Below are 1,101 nucleotides of genomic sequence, written 5' to 3'. Positions count from 1 at the left end.
TATCAGCGATTAAGCGATAACTTTAGCAACAACGCCCGCACCAACAGTACGGCCGCCTTCACGGATTGCAAAACGCAAACCGTCGTCCATCGCGATCGGCGCTATCAGGTTAACAACCATTTTAATGTTGTCGCCTGGCATTACCATCTCTACCCCTTCCGGCAGTTCGATGGTACCTGTCACGTCCGTTGTACGGAAGTAGAACTGCGGACGGTAGCCTTTGAAGAACGGCGTATGACGGCCGCCTTCATCTTTGCTCAGAATATACACTTCAGATTCGAACTGGGTGTGCGGCTTGATTGAGCCGGGTTTAGCCAGAACCTGACCGCGCTCTACGTCATCGCGTTTAGTACCACGCAGCAGAACACCCACGTTCTCACCCGCACGGCCTTCATCCAGCAGTTTGCGGAACATTTCCACGCCGGTACACGTGGTTTTCGTGGTGTCTTTGATACCCACGATTTCAACTTCTTCGCCCACTTTAACGATGCCGCGCTCTACACGACCGGTCACAACCGTACCACGGCCGGAGATGGAGAATACGTCTTCGATAGGCAGCAGGAACGGCTTGTCAATCGCACGTTCTGGTTCTGGAATGTAGCTGTCCAGCGCTTCAGCCAGTTCGATGATTTTCGCTTCCCACTCGGCTTCGCCTTCCAGCGCTTTCAGCGCGGAACCGCGGATTACCGGCGTGTCGTCGCCCGGGAAGTCGTACTGAGACAGCAGCTCACGCACTTCCATCTCAACCAGTTCCAGCAGTTCTTCATCATCAACCATGTCGCATTTGTTCAGGAACACGATGATGTAAGGAACGCCAACCTGACGACCCAGCAGGATGTGCTCACGCGTCTGCGGCATCGGGCCGTCAGTCGCGGCGACAACCAGGATCGCGCCGTCCATCTGCGCGGCGCCGGTGATCATGTTTTTCACATAGTCGGCGTGTCCCGGGCAGTCAACGTGCGCGTAGTGGCGAGTCGGGGTATCGTATTCAACGTGAGAGGTGTTGATGGTGATACCACGGGCTTTTTCTTCCGGCGCGTTATCGATCTGATCAAATGCGCGCGCAGCGCCACCGTAGGTTTTAGCCAGAACGGTAGTAAT

1 protein-coding gene is annotated in these 1,101 nt (G+C 55.3%); it reads right to left on the bottom strand.

Features of this window, described 5'->3' with window-relative positions; genetic code table 11:
• Nucleotides 1-9: 9 nt before the first annotated feature.
• Nucleotides 10-1,101, bottom strand: a 1,092-nt coding sequence (gene tuf / locus HOY33_RS20435; protein WP_172291850.1) for an elongation factor Tu, incomplete at its 5' end; no start/stop codon positions are given.

This window comes from Brenneria sp. hezel4-2-4 (assembly GCF_013155275.1).
In the GTDB taxonomy this organism is placed as follows: domain Bacteria; phylum Pseudomonadota; class Gammaproteobacteria; order Enterobacterales; family Enterobacteriaceae; genus Brenneria.
The sequence above is the reverse complement of the archived record's forward strand: the minus strand, read 5'-3'. Positions and strand labels throughout refer to the sequence as shown.